This window comes from Streptomyces sp. NPDC086989 (genome assembly GCF_044745505.1).
GTDB lineage: Bacteria > Actinomycetota > Actinomycetes > Streptomycetales > Streptomycetaceae > Streptomyces.
Genome location: NZ_JBIVAL010000002.1, coordinates 338,227 through 354,671, shown reverse-complemented (window position 1 = coordinate 354,671; position 16,445 = coordinate 338,227). Strand labels below are relative to the sequence as shown.

Annotated in this window: 13 protein-coding genes; 6 read left to right on the top strand and 7 right to left on the bottom strand. The window is 72.4% G+C overall.

Going from position 1 to position 16,445, the window contains the following annotated elements; all coding sequences use genetic code 11:
• Positions 1 to 34 precede the first annotated feature (34 nt).
• Together ACIPK4_RS05375 and glgB are read left to right on the top strand one after the other, a co-directional pair.
• Positions 35 to 1,594: a phosphotransferase gene (locus tag ACIPK4_RS05375; RefSeq protein ID WP_402309416.1), complete on the top strand. Its 1,560-nt coding sequence runs from the start codon at positions 35 to 37 to the stop codon at positions 1,592 to 1,594.
• Complete coding sequence (glgB, locus tag ACIPK4_RS05370) at positions 1,591 to 3,906, top strand: 1,4-alpha-glucan branching enzyme (RefSeq protein ID WP_402309414.1); 2,316 nt, start codon at positions 1,591 to 1,593, stop codon at positions 3,904 to 3,906. Before ACIPK4_RS05375 ends, glgB begins: the two co-directional genes overlap by 4 nt.
• Here the strand turns inward: glgB and trxA are convergent.
• Entirely contained in the window at positions 3,896 to 4,243 is a 348-nt protein-coding gene (gene trxA, locus ACIPK4_RS05365; protein WP_402309413.1) for a thioredoxin, read from the bottom strand. The genes glgB and trxA overlap by 11 nt on opposite strands.
• Positions 4,244 to 4,259: 16 nt before the next feature.
• The gene (locus tag ACIPK4_RS05360) at positions 4,260 to 4,655 is read right to left on the bottom strand and encodes a MerR family transcriptional regulator (protein ID WP_376192458.1); all 396 of its coding nucleotides are present in this window, start codon (positions 4,653 to 4,655) and stop codon (positions 4,260 to 4,262) included.
• Between the two features lie 337 nt (positions 4,656 to 4,992).
• On the opposite strand from ACIPK4_RS05360, the gene ACIPK4_RS05355 reads away from it, so the two are divergent.
• Positions 4,993 to 5,685 carry a helix-turn-helix domain-containing protein gene (locus ACIPK4_RS05355; protein ID WP_402309411.1) on the top strand — a complete coding sequence of 231 codons (693 nt, stop codon included), beginning with the start codon at positions 4,993 to 4,995 and terminating at the stop codon, positions 5,683 to 5,685.
• A 137-nt stretch (positions 5,686 to 5,822) separates the two neighbouring features.
• Here the strand turns inward: ACIPK4_RS05355 and ACIPK4_RS05350 are convergent, their stop codons facing one another.
• Positions 5,823 to 6,848, bottom strand: coding sequence for an ATP-dependent 6-phosphofructokinase (locus ACIPK4_RS05350; RefSeq protein WP_376192454.1), 1,026 nt, complete (start codon positions 6,846 to 6,848; stop codon positions 5,823 to 5,825).
• Between the two features lie 273 nt (positions 6,849 to 7,121).
• Between ACIPK4_RS05350 and pta the strand changes: the two genes are divergently transcribed.
• The 3 genes from pta (at position 7,122) to pyk (ending at position 12,045) form a co-directional block, all read left to right on the top strand.
• The gene (pta, locus tag ACIPK4_RS05345; protein ID WP_402309409.1) at positions 7,122 to 9,215 is read left to right on the top strand and encodes a phosphate acetyltransferase; all 2,094 of its coding nucleotides are present in this window, start codon (positions 7,122 to 7,124) and stop codon (positions 9,213 to 9,215) included.
• A gap of 116 nt (positions 9,216 to 9,331) precedes the next feature.
• Complete coding sequence (locus ACIPK4_RS05340; protein WP_402309724.1) at positions 9,332 to 10,552, top strand: acetate kinase; 1,221 nt, start codon at positions 9,332 to 9,334, stop codon at positions 10,550 to 10,552.
• A 62-nt stretch (positions 10,553 to 10,614) separates the two neighbouring features.
• Positions 10,615 to 12,045 (top strand): pyruvate kinase, encoded by a 1,431-nt coding sequence (pyk, locus tag ACIPK4_RS05335; RefSeq protein WP_054224552.1) that lies wholly within the window; start codon positions 10,615 to 10,617, stop codon positions 12,043 to 12,045.
• Between the two features lie 100 nt (positions 12,046 to 12,145).
• On the opposite strand, the gene ACIPK4_RS05330 is transcribed toward pyk, so the two are convergent.
• The 4 genes from ACIPK4_RS05330 to ACIPK4_RS05315 all read right to left on the bottom strand — a co-directional run bounded on the left by ACIPK4_RS05330 (position 12,146) and on the right by ACIPK4_RS05315 (position 16,341).
• Positions 12,146 to 13,450: a hypothetical protein gene (locus ACIPK4_RS05330; protein WP_402309407.1), complete on the bottom strand. Its 1,305-nt coding sequence runs from the start codon at positions 13,448 to 13,450 to the stop codon at positions 12,146 to 12,148.
• On the bottom strand, positions 13,440 to 13,949 hold the full coding sequence (locus tag ACIPK4_RS05325; protein WP_402309406.1) for a DUF6114 domain-containing protein: 510 nt from the start codon (positions 13,947 to 13,949) through the stop codon (positions 13,440 to 13,442). Before ACIPK4_RS05325 ends, ACIPK4_RS05330 begins: the two co-directional genes overlap by 11 nt.
• A 108-nt stretch (positions 13,950 to 14,057) precedes the next feature.
• Positions 14,058 to 14,708 carry a DUF6230 family protein gene (locus ACIPK4_RS05320; RefSeq protein ID WP_054223648.1) on the bottom strand — a complete coding sequence of 217 codons (651 nt, stop codon included), beginning with the start codon at positions 14,706 to 14,708 and terminating at the stop codon, positions 14,058 to 14,060.
• 631 nt (positions 14,709 to 15,339) lie between these two features.
• Entirely contained in the window at positions 15,340 to 16,341 is a 1,002-nt protein-coding gene (locus ACIPK4_RS05315; RefSeq protein ID WP_402309405.1) for a tetratricopeptide repeat protein, read from the bottom strand.
• Between the last annotated feature and the right edge of the window lie 104 nt (positions 16,342 to 16,445).

Here is a 16,445-nt window from a genome sequence, read left to right as displayed (position 1 = left end):
ATTCTGTGACGGCCCGGGGAAAGGACGCGACGCCATGTCGGAGGCTGCATCCGCCGGGACGACCAGCACGACCGGACTCGGCCCTCTGGAGCCCATGCTGCGGGACTGGCTGCCGGTACAGCGCTGGTTCGCCGGCAAGGGCCGGCGCATCGGCCGGCTCCGGATGATCTCGGCGGCCGAGCTGCTGCCGCCGGGGTCCTCTCCCAGGCTGGTCCACCTGCTCCTGGACGTCGACGGCGACTGCTACCAGCTGCTGCTCGGCGTCCGCCCCGCACTGCCGCCGGCCCTGGCGCCCGCCCTGATCGGCCGCGCCGAGCAGGGCCCGTACGCCGGCCAGTGCGTCTACGAGGGGCTGGGCGACCCTCGGCTGGCGGCCCTGCTGCTGGAGCGGTTGCGCGCCCCCGGCACCCTCGGCCCGCTGCGGTTCGACCGCGACCCGATGGCGCTGATCCCGGCCGCGCTCACCCCCCGGCCGCTGTCCGGGGAACAGACCAACTCCTCGCTGATCTACGGGGATTCGTACATCCTGAAGGTGTTCCGCCGGGTCGGCCCGGGGGTCAATCCGGACCTGGAGCTGCCCAGGGCGCTGGCCGCCGCCGGATGCGCCCGCGTCCCCGCACCCGTCGCCTGGTACGAGGCCGCGCTGCCCGGTGGAGAACCGTTGACCCTGGGCGTGCTCCAGCCCTACCTGCGGGGCTCCGACGACGGCTGGCAGCTCGCGCTGCGCCGGCTGGGCGCCGGCGCCGACTTCACCGCCGAGGCGCACGCGCTGGGCCGGGCCACCGCCGAGGTGCACAGCGCGCTCGCCGACGCCCTGCCGACCGTCGCACTGGGCCCGGAGCAGACCGCCCGGCTCGCCTCGGGGATGACGGCCCGGCTGGCGGCCACCGCCCGCGAGGTGCCCGCGCTGCGGCCCTACGAGGCGGGGCTGCGGGGGGCGTTCGACGCGCTGGCCGCCTCCCGCGGCGCCGGGGTGCCCGCCCAGCGGATCCACGGCGACCTGCACCTGGGCCAGACCCTGCGGACCGCGGACGGCAGCTGGGCGCTGATCGACTTCGAGGGCGAGCCGGCCCGGCCGCTGGCCGACCGGCGCCGCCCCGAACCCGCGGTCCGCGACATCGCCGGGATACTGCGCTCGTTCGACTACGCGGCCCGCTCGCACCGGCCGTTCGCCCCCGCCTGGGCGGACGCCTGCCGGGCCGCCTTCTGCGAGGGCTACGCCCGCACCACCGGCCGCGACCCGCGCGAGGACCCCGTCCTGCTGCGCGCGTACGAGACCGACAAGGCGGTGTACGAGGCCCGTTACGAGTCCCGGCACCGCCCCGACTGGCTGCACGTCCCCATGGCCGCGATCCGGCGGCTCGCCGCCGGATCGGACCGGGGATTCGGCCGGACCCAGCCGGCTTCCGGGTCCGCCGCCCGCCCGGGCCAGTCCCACCGGCCCGGTCCCGCTCCCGCCGCGGGACCCGGGCCGGGGCCGGGGGCCGGCTCCGGACCCTCCGCCGGGTCCGGGCCGGGCTCCGGTCCCGGCGAAGGTCTCTCCTCCCTCTCCCCGCACCCCCGCCCGCAGCCGCCTAGGAGGCCGCACACGTGAGCCCCGCCCGTCAGTCACCGTCGACCACCCCGCCGTCCACGGCTCCGGCACCGGCACGGGCCGGGGGCCGCGGAACGCCAGCCCCGGCGGCGGCGCGCAAGGCCCCGCCGCCGCGCACCGGGCGGGCTCCCGCCCACGGGGTACGGCCGGCGCCCGCGCTCGGCGCCTGGGAGCGGGCCCGGCTGCTGGAGGGCCGCCACCACGACCCGCACGGGGTGCTGGGCGCCCGGACCCGGCGGGACGGAGTGGTCTTCCGCGTGCTGCGCCCGTACGCCAAGTCGGTCACCGTCGTCGCCAAGGGGCTGCGGGCCGAGCTGCTCCCCGACGGCGACGGGCTGTTCTCGGGGCTGCTGCCGCTGACCGGCGTGCCGGACTACCGGCTGCTGGTCGCGTACGACGGCGACGAGATCGAGGTGCACGACCCGTACCGGTTCCTGCCCGCGCTCGGCGAGCTGGACCTGCACCTGATCGGCGAGGGCCGGCACGAGGAGCTGTGGAAGGCCCTCGGCGCCCGGCCGATGGAACACCAGGGCGTGGCCGGCACCCGGTTCACGGTGTGGGCGCCGAACGCCCAGGGGGTGCGGGTCACCGGGGACTTCTCGTACTGGGACCCGACGGCCCACCCGATGCGCTCGCTGGGCGCGTCCGGGGTCTGGGAGCTGTTCCTGCCGGGGGTGGGCGAGGGCGCGCTGTACAAGTACGACATCACCCGCCCCGACGGCGGCCACACCCTGCGCGCCGACCCGATGGCCCGCGCCGCGGAGGTCCCGCCGGCCACCGCCTCGGTGGTCACCGCGTCCCACTACGAGTGGCAGGACGCGGAGTGGATGGCGCACCGCGGGGCCCGCCCGCCGCACCAGGCCCCCTTCTCGGTGTACGAGCTGCACCTGGCCTCCTGGCGGCCGGGGCTCTCGTACCGGCAGCTGGCCGAGCAGCTCCCCCCGTACGTCAAGGAGCTGGGCTTCACGCACGTGGAGCTGATGCCCGTCGCGGAGCACCCCTTCGGCGGCTCGTGGGGCTACCAGGTCACCGGGTACTACGCGCCGACCTCGCGGCTGGGCGGCCCGGACGACTTCCGGATGCTGGTGGACGCCCTGCACCGGGCCGGGATCGGCGTGATCGTCGACTGGGTGCCGGCCCACTTCCCGCGCGACGAGTGGGCGCTCGCGGAGTTCGACGGGCGGCCGCTGTACGAGCACCACGACCCGCGGCGGGCCGCGCACCCGGACTGGGGGACGCTGGAGTTCGACTACGGCCGCAAGGAGGTCCGCAACTTCCTCGTCGCGAACGCCGTGTACTGGTGCGAGGAGTTCCACGTGGACGGGCTGCGCGTGGACGCGGTGGCCTCGATGCTCTACCTGGACTACTCGCGCGGCGAGGGCGAGTGGGCGCCTAACGAGCACGGCGGCCGGGAGAACTGGGACGCGGTGGCGATGCTCCAGGAGATGAACGCGACGGTGTACCGGCGCTGCCCGGGCGTGGTGACGATCGCGGAGGAGTCCACGGCCTGGGAGGGCGTGACCCGGCCGACGGACGCGGGCGGGCTGGGCTTCGGTCTGAAGTGGAACATGGGCTGGATGCACGACACGCTGCGCTACGCGTCGAAGGACTCGGTGCACCGCAAGTACCACCACCACGACATGACGTTCGGGATGGTCTACGCGTACAGCGAGAACTACGTGCTGCCGATCTCGCACGACGAGGTGGTGCACGGCAAGCGCTCGCTGGTGTCGAAGATGCCCGGCGACTGGTGGCAGCAGCGGGCCATACACCGTGCGTACCTGGGCTTCATGTGGGCCCACCCCGGCAAGCAGCTGCTGTTCATGGGGCAGGAGTTCGCCCAGGGCTCGGAGTGGTCGGAGGCGCACGGGCCGGACTGGTGGCTGCTGGACTCCTCGTACACGGCGGCCGCCGACCACCGGGGCGTGCGCGATCTCGTGCGCGACCTGAACCGGACGTACGCGGCGACCCCCGCGCTGTGGGAGCGCGACAGCGTGCCGGAGGGCTTCGCCTGGGTGGAGGCGGACGCGGCGGAGGACAACGTCTTCGCGTTCCTGCGGTACGCGAAGGACGGCTCGCAGCTCCTGTGCGTGTCGAACTTCTCGCCGGTGGTGCGGCACGACTACCGGATCGGCGTCCCGGAGGAGGTGCCGTGGTGGCGGGAGGTCCTGAACACGGACTCGGAGCAGTACGGCGGCAGCGGCGTGCGCCATCCGCAGCCCCTGCGGCCCGAGCCCGTGCCCGCGCAGGGCCGCCCGGCGAGCCTGCGCATGACGCTCCCGCCGCTGGCGACGGTCTGGCTCAGGCCATGACGCCGGTGACCTCTTCGAGCTCCTGAAGCAGCTTGCGCTTGGCGCGTGCGCCGACCATCTGCTTCACGGGCTCGCCGTCGCGGAAGACGAGCAGGGTCGGCATGGACAGCACCCCGTACCGGACGACGGTGGCGGGGTTGCCGTCCGCGTCGATCTGCACGACCTTGAGGTGCTCGGCCTGTTCGGCGGCGACCGCGGACAGCACGGGCGCGAGCTGCCGGCAGGGCCCGCACCAGTCGGCGGTGAATTCGACGAGGACGGGCCGGCCCCGCTCGGCGAGCACCTCCGCATCGAAGTCCCGGTCGGTCACTTCGGCGACACCCTTGGCGTGGATCATCTTTCCTCTCCCCTTCTCACGGTCCGGTCATTTCACAGCGCGGCGCGGCCGCCTCCCCGGCGGCGTCCTCGGCGGCGGCGAGCTGCCGCGCGACCTGCTCCCGTACGTCGGCCAGCTGGCCGATCAGCCCGTCGAGCTCGGCGAGCTTGCGCCGGTACACGGCCAGGGACGCGGGACAGGAGTCCCCGGCGGGGTGGCCGGCGCGCAGGCAGTCGACGAACGGGCGGGTCTCCTCCAGCTCGAAGCCGAAGTCCTGGAGCATGCGGATCTGGCGCAGCAGCCGCAGGTCGTCCTCGTCGTACGTGCGGTAGCCGTTGCCTGCGCGGCGTGCGGGCAGCAGTCCGCGCGATTCGTAGTACCGCAGGGTCCGCGTGCTGGTTCCGGCCCGCTCCGCCAGTTCGCCGATTCGCATGGCCCGACCGTAAGCCTTGACGCCGACGTCAAGGCAAGGCGTGAAGGCGGGCGGGGCGGGGCCCTCGCCACCCCCGTGGGCGAGGGCCCTCCGCCATGGATCACGCAGGCGCCGGGAGGCCGGTTCAGGCCGGGGTGGGGAAGAACCGTGAACATCGTGCGCGGGGGTATCGCAGCGGCCGGCGGGAACCGTAGGCTTGGAAGTGGATCTAGAGGCGCTCCGATTACCGGACGGTCGCCGGGAAACCCGCCCAAAGCGCCGAACTCCGTAGGACTTTCCTACGAGTTCCTGGCTTGTTTGAACGGTCTGTAGTCGCCATGCCTTGGGCACTCCTACGGTGTGCCCTGTGCACTCCAGCCCTCCCTTCAATGCCCCCGCCGCGCGGCGCCTGCGCGCGGCCCTGGGCATGGCTCCCGGTCATGTCGCCTATGGCCTGCGCGCCCAGTACGGACTGATCGTCGAGCCCGAGACCGTGATGGCCTGGGAGCGCGGCGAGATATCGCCGACTTCCGCCGAGCTGACGGCGCTCGCGGGCGTGCTCTGGTGCGCCCCCGGGGAGCTGCTCGCCGAGCCGGTGACCCTGCGGGAGCACCGGATGGCCCGGGGCATGGCCGCGGACGAGCTGGCCCGGCGGATCGGGCTGGAGACGAACGCGTACCAGAAGATGGAGGACACCGGGCGCTGGAAGGGCAACGAACGGCAGTCGGTGGCCCTGGCGCAGGTGCTCGGGCTGTCGCTGGCGCAGTTCGTGGCGGCGACGGGCAAGCAGGAGGAGCTCGCGGAGATCCTGCGCAGCGCCGTCACCACGCGCTGGCAGGCGTACGTGAAGCCGCTGGCGAAGCTGCTGCCGGTGCCCAGGCAGCACCTGGAGCCGGTCCTGGAGCGGCTGCACGGGGACTACCAGTCGACGATGGTGGCCACCTTGAGCTGGGGCGGCGCCGCGGGGGAGGCCGCCACGGGCGACGCGGGCCGGGAGTTCCTGGCCGACATCGTGGCCCGCTTCTGGGCCTACGCCGGAGGCGCCCGTTAGACGCCGTCGGACACGGCCCCCGCGCGGACGGGCAGCCCCGCCGGGGTCCGCGGAGGGACGCGGGCGGGGCCGCCCGGCTGCGGAACCCCCGGCCGTGCGTCCCGCCCGGGTGCGGCGGGGGTCCGGGGCGGGGCGGGTCAGAAGACCGACTCGGCCTCGTACATGCGGTCGTCCGGGACCGTCTTCAGTTCGGTGACGGCGTGCGCCAGCGGGGCCATCACGATGTCGGTGCCGCGCAGGGCGGTCATGTTGCCGAAGTCTCCGCGGTGGACGGCCTCCACGGCGTGCCAGCCGAAGCGGGTCGCGAGGACGCGGTCGTACGCGGTGGGGGTGCCGCCGCGCTGGACGTGGCCCAGGATGACCGGGCGGGCCTCCTTGCCCAGGCGGTGCTCCAGCTCGACGGCGAGGCGGTTGCCGATGCCGGCGAAGCGCTCGTGGCCGTACGCGTCGATCTCGCCCTTCTCGTAGGGCATGGAGCCCTCGGCCGGGTGCGCGCCCTCGGCGACGCAGATGACGGCGAACTTCTTCCCTCGGGAGAACCGTTCCTCCACCATCTTCACCAGGGCGTCCACCTCGAAGGGGCGCTCCGGCAGGCAGATGCCGTGGGCGCCGCCGGCCATGCCGGACTCCAGGGCGATCCAGCCCGCGTGCCGGCCCATGACCTCGACGACCATCACGCGCTGGTGGGATTCGGCGGTGGTCTTGAGGCGGTCGATGGCCTCGGTGGCGACCATGACGGCGGTGTCGAAGCCGAAGGTGCGGTCGGTGGAGGAGATGTCGTTGTCGATGGTCTTCGGCACGCCGACGACCGGCATCCCGGCGTCCGACAGCATCCGGGCCGCGGTCAGGGTGCCCTCGCCGCCGATCGGGATGAGCGCGTCGATGCCGTAGCGCGTCGCCAGTTCGTGCGCGTGCTCGGCGGCCTCGTGCAGTCGTGCGCGCTCCATGCGGGCCGAACCGAGAATCGTGCCGCCGCGGGCGAGAATGCCGCTGACGGCATTGATGTCGAGGGGGCGGTGGTGGCCGTCCAGGAGGCCCTTGAAGCCGTCCTCGAAGCCGATGACTTCGTCGCCGTGGCCGACGACGGCGCGGTGCACGACCGAACGGATGACAGCGTTCAGGCCCGGGCAGTCGCCGCCTGCGGTGAGAACTCCGATACGCATCGTGCTGTGTCTCCTGCTCCTGGTCGTACCGGGCCGTACGCGTGCGGGCGGACGGCCGTACATCGGAAGGCGTCATGGTGAAGCCTGTCCGATTGTTCCACGGGCCGGCGGAACGGTGCGTTCCGCGGTGCTCCGCACGCCGGGCCCTCCGGGCCTTGCTGACGGGCCTTTCCCGGCGGGCGCCCTATCTGGCCGCCGGGGTATTGTCAAGAGGCCAGGCCCACCCCGACGGGGGAAAAAGCACACATCCACACGATGGGACGGAGAACCCGCGTGACGCGCAGCGTGTACGTGACCGGTATCGAGCGGGGGGACGGCCGGCAGGTCGTCGAGCTGGGAATCATGGAGCTGCTGACCCGCCAGACGGCGCGGGTCGGCGTCTACCGCCCGTTGCTCCACGATGCGCCGGACCGGCTCTTCGACCTGCTCAGGGCCCGCTACCGGATCGAGCAGGACCCCCGGACCGCGTACGGCATGGAGTACCACGAGGCCTCCGCCATCCTGGCCGAGAAGGGCGTCGACGAGCTGGTGTCCCGGCTGGTGGACCGCTACCACCTCCTCGCGCGCGACTACGAGGTCATGCTCGTCCTCGGCACCGACTACGCCGATACCAACCTCCCCGACGAGCTGGCGCTGAACGCGCGCCTCGCCAATGAGCTGGGGGCCGTCGTGGTGCCCGTCGTCGGCGGCACCAAACACCCCGCCGAGGCCGTGCGCGCCGAGGCGCAGAGCGCCTTCCGCGCGTTCGAGAGCCTCGGCTGCCACGTCGTCGCGATGGTCGTCAACCGGGTGGCCGGGGAGGACCGGGACGCGATAGCCGAGCGGCTGGCCGCCCGGCTGCCCGTGCCCTGCTACGTGCTGCCGGACGACAAGTCGCTCTCCGCCCCGACCGTCGCCCAGATCACCCGGGCGCTCGGCGGCGAGGTGCTCCTCGGCGACGACGCCGGGCTGGCCCGCGACGCCGTGGACTTCGTCTTCGGCGGCGCCATGCTGCCGAACGTCCTGAACGCCCTGACCCCCGGCTGCCTGGTCGTCACCCCCGGGGACCGCGCCGACCTGGTCATCGGGGCGCTGGCCGCGCACGCCTCCGGCACCCCGCCGATCGCCGGTGTGCTGCTGACGCTGAACGAGCGGCCGGGCCCGGACATCCTGACGCTGGCCTCGAAGCTGGCACCCGGCACGCCGGTGGTGTCGGTGGCCGGCAACAGCTTCCCGACCGCCGCCGAACTGTTCTCGCTGCAGAGCCGCTTGAACTCCGCGACCCCGCGCAAACTGGAGACCGCGCTCGGCCTGTTCGAGCGGCACGTGGACACCGCCGAGCTGCGCGGGCTGCTGTCGGTGGCCCGCTCCGAGCGCGTCACGCCGATGATGTTCGAGCACGAGCTTCTGGAGCGGGCCCGCTCCGAGCGGCGCCGCGTGGTGCTGCCCGAGGGCACCGAGGAGCGGGTGCTGCGCGCCGCGGACGTGGTGCTGCGCCGCGGGGTCTGCGACCTGACCCTGCTGGGCGACGAGCAGGCGATCCTGAAGAAGGCCGGCGACCTGGGCGTCGACATCTCGGGCGCCCAGCTCATCGACCCCGCGACCTCCCCGCTGCGGGAGCGTTTCGCCGAGTTCTACGCGCAGGCCCGCGCCCACAAGGGCATGACCGTCGAGCTGGCCCTCGACGTCGTCGCCGACGTCAACTACTTCGGCACCCTGATGGTCCAGGAAGGCCTGGCCGACGGCATGGTCTCCGGCTCGGTGCACTCCACCGCCGCGACGATCCGCCCCGCCTTCGAGATCATCAAGACGAAGCCAGACGCGTCCATCGTCTCGTCGGTCTTCTTCATGTGCCTGGCCGACCGGGTCCTCGTCTACGGCGACTGCGCGGTCAACCCGGACCCGGGTGCCGAGCAGCTCGCCGACATCGCCGTGCAGTCGGCGGCGACCGCGGCCGCCTTCGGCGTCGAGCCGCGGATCGCGATGCTCTCGTACTCGACCGGCACCTCGGGCAGCGGCGCGGACGTCGACAAGGTCCGCAAGGCCACCGAGATCGTCCGTGCGCAGCGCCCCGACCTGGCCGTCGAGGGCCCGATCCAGTACGACGCGGCCGTCGAGCCCTCGGTCGCCGCGACGAAGCTGCCCGGGTCGGACGTGGCCGGGCGCGCGAGCGTGCTGATCTTCCCGGACCTGAACACGGGCAACAACACCTACAAGGCCGTGCAGCGCTCGGCGGGCGCCGTCGCGGTCGGCCCGGTGCTCCAGGGGCTGCGCAAGCCGGTCAACGACCTCTCGCGCGGCGCGCTGGTGCAGGACATCGTCACCACCGTGGCGATCACCGCGATCCAGGCGCAGGGTACGCGGACCGTGCCGGGCCCGAGCGCCTGATCCCCGCCGCCCGGATCCCGCCGCCCGAACCCCGCCGCCCGAATCCCGCCGAGCCCCCGCCCGAGCCCCCGCCCCGGGCCCTCGCCCCGGGCCCTCGCCCCGAAGGAAAGACCCTCATCGTGACCACCGCATCACGCGTACTCGTCCTCAACTCCGGCTCCTCGTCGGTGAAGTACCAGCTGCTCGACATGGCGGACTCCGCCCGCCTGGCCGTCGGCCTGGTGGAGCGGATCGGCGAGCAGGCATCGCGGCTCGTCCACGAACCGCTGACCGGCCCGGGCGCCGGGAGCGGCAAGCGCGAGCGGCTCGGTGCGATCCCGGACCACGAGGCGGCGCTCCGGGCCGTCGCGCAAGAGCTCGCGGCCGACGGGCTGGGCCTGGACTCCCCCGAACTGGCGGCCGTCGGGCACCGCGTGGTGCACGGCGGGATCCGGTTCACGCAGCCGACGGTGATCGACGACGAGGTGCTGGCGGCGATCCGGAGCCTGATCCCGCTCGCCCCGCTGCACAATCCGGCGAACGTGACCGGCATCGAGGTGGCGCGCTCGCTGCGCGCGGACCTGCCCCAGGTGGCGGTCTTCGACACGGCGTTCCACTCGACGATGCCGGACTACGTGGCCCGGTACGCGATCGACGCCGCGACGGCCGACAAGTACGCCATCCGGCGGTACGGGTTCCACGGCACCTCCCACGCGTACGTCTCGCGGGCGACGGCGGCGCTGCTGGGCAAGGCGGCACAGGACGTGAACGTGATCGTGCTGCACCTGGGCAACGGGGCCTCGGCCTCGGCGGTCCGCGGCGGGGTGTGCGTGGAGACGTCCATGGGCCTGACCCCGCTGGAGGGTCTGGTCATGGGGACCCGTTCGGGCGACCTGGATCCGGCGGTCGTCTTCCACCTGGCGCGGGTGGGCGGCTTCTCGGTGGATGAGATCGATTCGCTCCTGAACAAGAAGAGCGGTCTCCTGGGCCTGTGCGGCGACAACGACATGCGCGAGGTGCTGCGGCGGGCGGGCGAGGGCGACGAGTCGGCGCGGCTCGCCTTCGCGGCGTACGTACACCGTCTGAAGAAGTACATCGGCGCCTACTCGGCGGTCCTCGGCCGGGTGGACGCGGTGGCGTTCACGGCGGGGGTCGGGGAGAACGCGCACCAGGTCCGGGAAGCTGCCATCGACGGCCTCGCGGAGCTGGGGCTCGCCCTGGACCCGCAGGCCAATGCGGTGCGCTCCCCGCAGCCGCGGCTGGTGTCGCCGGACGGCGCACGGGTGGCCGTCGCCGTGGTCCCGACGGATGAGGAACTGGAGATCGCCACCCAGGCGTACGCGTTGGTTACCGGCTAGTCACTTGGACTTTCCACCAGACGGAATATTCCGCTACGAAACAAACCGATAGGATCCGCTCCATGCGCCGTTCCAAAATCGTCTGCACGCTGGGCCCCGCCGTCGACTCGTATGAGCAGCTGAAAGCGCTCATCGAGGCAGGTATGAACGTGGCCCGATTCAACTTCAGCCACGGATCCCAGGCAGAACACCAGGAGCGGTACGACCGCGTCCGGAAGGTCTCCGAGGACACCGGGCGCGCGGTCGGCGTCCTCGCCGACCTCCAGGGCCCCAAGATCCGTCTGGAGACCTTCGCCGAGGGTCCCGTCGAGCTGGTGCGCGGTGACGAGTTCACCATCACCACCGAGGACGTCCCGGGCGACAAGTCCGTCTGCGGCACCACCTACAAGGGCCTGCCGGGCGACGTCGCCAAGGGTGACCAGATCCTGATCAACGACGGCAACGTCGAGCTGCGGGTGACCGAGGTCGAGGGCCCCCGCGTCAAGACCATCGTCATCGAGGGCGGTGTCATCTCGGACCACAAGGGCATCAACCTGCCGGGTGCCGCCGTGAACGTCCCCGCCCTGTCGGAGAAGGACGTCGACGACCTCCGCTTCGCCCTGCGGATGGGCTGCGACATGGTCGCCCTGTCCTTCGTCCGCGACGCCAACGACGTCAGGGACGTCCACAAGGTCATGGACGAGGAGGGCCGCCGGGTCCCCGTCATCGCCAAGGTCGAGAAGCCGCAGGCCGTCGAGAACATGGCCGCCGTGGTCGACGCCTTCGACGCGGTCATGGTGGCCCGCGGCGACCTGGCCGTCGAGTACCCGCTCGAAAAGGTCCCGATGGTCCAGAAGCGGCTCATCGAGATGTGCCGCCGCAACGCCAAGCCGGTGATCGTCGCGACCCAGATGATGGAGTCGATGATCACCAACTCCCGCCCGACGCGCGCGGAGGCGTCCGACGTCGCCAACGCGATCCTCGACGGCGCGGACGCGGTCATGCTGTCGGCCGAGTCCTCGGTCGGCGCCTACCCGATCGAGACCGTCAAGACGATGTCGAAGATCGTCACGGCGGCCGAGGAGGAGCTCCTCTCCAAGGGCCTCCAGCCGCTGGTCCCGGGCAAGAAGCCCCGCACCCAGGGCGGCTCCGTCGCCCGCGCGGCCTGCGAGATCGCGGACTTCCTCGACGGCAAGGCCCTCATCGCCTTCACCCAGTCCGGGGACACGGCCCGCCGCCTGTCGCGCTACCGCGTGAGCCAGCCCATCCTCGCCTTCACCACCGACGTCAACACCCGCAACCAGCTCACGCTGAGCTGGGGCGTCGAGTCGTACATCGTCCCGCACGTGGACACCACCGACGCGATGGTCGACCTGGTGGACGGCGAGCTGTCCAAGCTGGGCCGCTACAACGACGGCGACACCATGGTCATCACCGCCGGCTCGCCCCCCGGCGTCCCGGGCACGACCAACATGGTCCGCGTCCACCACCTGGGCGGCCGGCCCCAGGCCTGACCCGGCCCCGCGTGACTCTGCCGCACAGAGACCGAGGGCGGCACCCCGCATCCCGGAAGGGATGCGGGGTGCCGCCCTCGGTGCGTTGCGGCGGGTGCGGCTACTCCGGCGGGCCGACGTAGTTGTGCAGGCCCGGGACCGTGAGGTTGCCGCCGAACTGGCCGGCCTGGACGACCTTGACGTTCGTGAAGAACGCGAACGGGACGTTCAGGGGCGGCGGGCTGTTCGGGGTGAACTCGATCGGGATGAGGCCGAAGAGGTTGCCCTTGAGGCTCTCGGTGTACATCGTCACCGTGCCGCCGCGGATCCTGGACGTCGAGCCGGGGCGGGACTTCAGGTGCGCGACGTTCCCGGTCGTGCCGACCGTCTGGTACAGGTCCTTGATGTCCAGCGAGTCCGCCGTGAACTTCAGGACCTTCTTCGTCCTGCCGCCCGCAGTCTTCACCTCGACGATGCCGTGGTAGTCCAGGCCGTAGAGGGTCAGCAGCGAACTGTCGAGGTACCAGGGCTCGTCCGGCAGGAGCGGGATGCCCGGCTCCATCTGGGCGTCGGCCAGCGCCTTGGCGTCGTACGTCGGGCAGGGGAAGGGCTGCTTCCCGTCCGCGTCCTTCGACTCCTCGGGCTTCGGCTCGTCCTCGGCCGCGGTCTTGCCCGTCTCGTCCTTCGGGGTCTTCGCGGTGTCCTTGACGTCCTGGGACAGCTCCTTGACGTCGACCCCGGCCTTCTTCGCCGCGTCGCGGATCGCGTCCTTGGACGGGTCCGGGGCGGGCGCGGCGGGAGCGGACGGGGGTGTGGCCGCCGTCTTGGACGGTGCGGGCGCCGGAGTCTGCGCGGGCACGGGTGTGGCCGGCGGGTGCAGGGGGGCCGTGATGCCGTCGACGACGCCCTTGAGCTTGTCGCCGATGCCCAGCGGGTCCAGCGGGTTCGCCGCCCTGGACTCGGACGGCGTGGCGGCCGGAGCCGGGGCCGACGGGGCGGTCTGCTTCGACTGGGTGCTCGCCGCGGACCCGGCCGGGGTACCGGCCGACGGCTTCGCGGGCGGCGGGGTGACGCCGGGCTTCGGCGCCTTCGACGCGCCGGGCGAGGGCGTCGCGGTCGGCGACGAGCTCGGCGAGGGCGAGGTCGAGGTGGACGGGCTCGGGGAGGCCGACTCCGCGGGGGCGTCGGAGCGCGTCACGCACGGTCCGGGCGCGAAGGGGATCTCCTCGTCGGCCAGGGCCAGCTTCGGCGCCATGCCCATCCCGACGAACACGGCCGTCGGCATGGCGGCCAGCGCCATCGTCTTGCCGACGGGTATCTGGATCTTGTTCAGCAGCGACTTCCGGGGCGCGGCGTGCCGCGGACCCCTTCGTTCACGGGACTCTGCGCTCGGGGTCACGTCCCGCTGCGTCTCGTCACCCCGCACTGTTCCTCCCGCCATCGGCGTGGGCAGTCGTCTCGGTCGCGTAAGCCGTTTCCGTGTCGCGGGCGCCCTGCGGCTGCGGCTCCTGCGCGTCCTCCGGCTTGCCCGGCGCCCACGACAGGGCGAGGGCTCCGCCGATCAGGGAGAACAGGAAACCGAGGAAGAAGCCGCCCAGGTTGGACACCGGCAGGGAGACCAGGGCGAGGAGGATCGACGCCACACCGGCGAAGACCCGGATGCCCTGCTGGAACCAGAGCGCCACGCCGAGGGTCATCAACAGGACGCCGATGATCAGCGAGCCCGCCCCCGCGGTCGTCGCCATGGCGATGGTGATGTTGCCCAGCCGGAGGTCCGCGTAGGGGAAGTACGCGATGGGGACACCGCCGATGAGAGTGAAGAGTCCCGCCCAGAAGGGCCGGACACCCCTCCAGGCGCGGAAGCGGTAGTACACCACGGTGAGCCAAGAGTCGTCTGCGGCGCGAACCGGGGCCTGGGGGTTCATGGACAACAGCTCCCTGGAAACGGTGGTACGGAGAACTACGTGGAGCCCGGTGGGACGGGCGGCGGCCACGGCCGCCGCCCGCCCCCACCGTTCACCTGCCGGGACGGATTACTTCTCGTCCTGGTAGCACGGCTGGTCGCCGCTCAGCAGGCGCAGCTTGAGGTCGGGCAGCGTGAAGGTGCCCGCCGTCGTCGCCCAGGCCTTCTGGCGCACGTTCGTCAGGACGGCCTTCTTGGCGCGCTGCGAGAACAGGGCACCGCTGGCCACCGTGCCGGCCTGCGGCGCGGTCGGGTGCTTGTCGTCCGCCGCGGCGCCGACCGCGACACCGATGTCCAGGTCGCTGAACGTGGCGTCGGTGTCGAGCTCCGCAACATCCAGGTAGATGTTGTCGGCGACGGCCGGCTTGCCCTTGTTGCCCGTCCGCAGCTGCATCGTGATGTTGCCGAGGCCCGGAATCGGGGTCACCAGCGACTGGCACATGTTGGTGATCTCGGCGTGGCGGAACCCGGAGATGGTGACCGGGTGCGCCGCGTCCTTGCCGTCGAGGCCCTTGCCCTTGGCGACGCTGCCGTACTGGAGCAGGTCGTCACCGTCGAGCTTGTCGGCCGAGACCTTGAAGTCCTGGCCGGACACGCTGAAGGACGCCGCGAGGGCACCCTGCGCCAGACCCACACCGACCGCGGCGGTGGCCGCGATGCTCGGCACCATGACGAGCGCGAAGCGCTTCCATCTGGTCCCGCCACGAACCTGAGAACTCATTATTCGTTCCTCCTTCTCGGACGTACATCTCCGGTCCGGGCCGTACCCGTCCTGGGATGGGAGAAGTGCTACGTCCTCGGGAAGGAGCGCAGGCGGCCGAGCCGCGGCACAGCCGCGTCCGATACACCGGCGTTCACCCCCGAGCGACAACCACTGGGTCACGCGTTCGCGCAACCAGGAGGACAGGCTCCGCCGGTGCGGCGAAGACCCCCCTGTCCTGCGGCCGGTGCCACTGCCACCGGCCGGCCCGGTGGGGACCCTCCGCCGCGGCTCCGGATGAGCGGCTCTGCGGGAAGGACCGAGCGTCGCCGATCGTGGTCCATTCCAGGCCGGGGCACAAGGGGGTTCGTTACTGGCGGGTAACGGCAAGATAACCGGGTATCGACCCGGCGCCATCGGGCGACGACGCAGGGTGCCACCATGGGCCACGACAGATCGTGGGATTTACGAACACACCGGACAGTTCACGGGGTTCTATTTACTGCGAGTAACAGCAGCTGCATTTACCAAGTTTTGGCAAAGTGCGGCTGCTGTTTATCTGCGTGTCAACAAATCGCCGGTCGCCCGCCGGCCTCCCGGGCGCTTCCGGATGAGCCCCGGCAGCCGCCCCGGCGGGCGACCGGCGCGGGCCCTAGAACAGCACCCGCGCGAGCGCCGTACGCGCCGCCGCCACCCGGGGGTCGTCGGCGCCGATGACCTCGAACAGTTCCAGCAGCCGTACCCGTACGGCGTCCCGGTCGGAGCCGGCCGTCACCCGGACCGTGTCCACCAGGCGCCCGAAGGCGTCCTCCACGTGACCGCCGACCAGGTCCAGGTCCGCGGCGGCGATCTGGGCCGCCGGGTCCTGGGGCTTCTCGGCCGCCGCGGCGCGGACCGCCTGCGGGTTCATGTCCCTGACCCGCGCGAGGAGCTCGGCCTGGGCCAGGCCCAGCCTGGCCTCGGTGTTGGCCGGGTCGTCCGCCAGCACGTTCTTGTACGCCTGCACCGCGCCGCCCAGGTCACCGGCGTCCAGCGCGACGACGGCCGCCTCGAGCAGCGCGTCGTACGGGCCCGCCGGGGCCTCGGCCTCGGCGGCCGGGCCGCCCGCGGGGCCCTCGGCGTCCGGGTCCACCTCGATGCCGATGATCCCGAAGCGCTCCTCGGCGACCTGGACCAGCTGCGCGAGGGTCGCGCGGATCTCCTGCTCGGGGGCCACGCCCTGGAACAGCGGCAGCACCTGGCCCGCGACCACGGCGAACACGGCCGGGATGCCCTGGATCTGGAACTGCTGCATCAGCATCTGGTTGGAGTCGACGTCGACCTTCGCCAGCAGGAGACGGCCGTTCGCCTCGACCGTCAGGCGCTCCAGCAGCGGGCTGAGCTGCTTGCACGGCTCGCACCACTCGGCCCAGAAGTCCAGGATGACCGGCACCTCGGCGGAGAGCTGGAGGACGTCGCGCTCGAAGCCGGCCTCGTCGACGTCGATCACGAGCGCGGACGGCGGCACCGCACCGGCGGACGCGGGCGCGCCGCCCTCGGCGACCTGCCGGGCCGCTTCGGCACGGGCCTGCTCGGCCTTGGCCTTGGCCTCGCCGGCCGCCTTCACCGCGGCGAGGTCGACGACGCCGCTCATGGACATGTTTCTGGGCTGCATGCGTACATCCTCCCCCGTGTGTGCGCGCCGACGAAAAAGATCGGCCGAAAAGCCCTCTCGCCCGCGTCGGGCCGATCGTGTGTGCGGTGTTCGTGTGGTCCTGG

What these genes read in the sequence shown, in the direction of transcription:
- pyk (WP_054224552.1), top strand. Translation starts at nt 10,615, where the DNA reads ATGCGCCGTTCCAAAATCGTCTGCACGCTGGGCCCCGCCGTCGACTCG.
- ACIPK4_RS05375 (WP_402309416.1), top strand. Translation starts at nt 35, where the DNA reads ATGTCGGAGGCTGCATCCGCCGGGACGACCAGCACGACCGGACTCGGC.
- ACIPK4_RS05350 (WP_376192454.1), bottom strand. Translation starts at nt 6,848, where the DNA reads ATGCGTATCGGAGTTCTCACCGCAGGCGGCGACTGCCCGGGCCTGAAC.
- ACIPK4_RS05360 (WP_376192458.1), bottom strand. Translation starts at nt 4,655, where the DNA reads ATGCGAATCGGCGAACTGGCGGAGCGGGCCGGAACCAGCACGCGGACC.
- ACIPK4_RS05325 (WP_402309406.1), bottom strand. Translation starts at nt 13,949, where the DNA reads ATGAACCCCCAGGCCCCGGTTCGCGCCGCAGACGACTCTTGGCTCACC.
- trxA (WP_402309413.1), bottom strand. Translation starts at nt 4,243, where the DNA reads ATGATCCACGCCAAGGGTGTCGCCGAAGTGACCGACCGGGACTTCGAT.
- ACIPK4_RS05315 (WP_402309405.1), bottom strand. Translation starts at nt 16,341, where the DNA reads ATGCAGCCCAGAAACATGTCCATGAGCGGCGTCGTCGACCTCGCCGCG.
- ACIPK4_RS05320 (WP_054223648.1), bottom strand. Translation starts at nt 14,708, where the DNA reads ATGAGTTCTCAGGTTCGTGGCGGGACCAGATGGAAGCGCTTCGCGCTC.